Annotated in this window: 1 protein-coding gene; it reads left to right on the forward strand. The window is 62.0% G+C overall.

The features are described from left to right. Positions 1 to 337 (forward strand): TetR/AcrR family transcriptional regulator (locus tag A2J01_RS23360; RefSeq protein WP_156519371.1); only part of this gene is annotated, 337 nt, incomplete at both ends.

The following is a 337-nucleotide window of genomic DNA, read 5'->3' on the forward strand; positions in this document are numbered from 1 at the left end:
CCAAAGAAGCCGGTTGCGCGACGGGATCGTTCTACACGTACTTCGCGAACAAGGAAGAGGTGTTCGCCGCCGTCCTCGAGGTCGCGCGAGACGACATGATGCACCCGGGCATGGGACGCGTTGCGAGCGCGGACGATCCGTACGCCGTGCTCGAGGCAAGTAATCGAGCGTATCTGGCCGCGTATCAACGCAATGCGAAGTTGATGGGGCTCATGGAGCAGGTAGCTCACATCGACCCGGAGTTCCGGAAGTTCCGCAGCGAGCGTGCCAATGCGTTCATACGCCGTAATGCCCGCGGGATTGCAGATCTGCAGTCCCGCGGCATCGCGGACACGAC

Source organism: Rhodococcus sp. EPR-134, assembly GCF_001647205.1.
In the GTDB taxonomy this organism is placed as follows: Bacteria; Actinomycetota; Actinomycetes; order Mycobacteriales; family Mycobacteriaceae; genus Rhodococcus_F; species Rhodococcus_F qingshengii.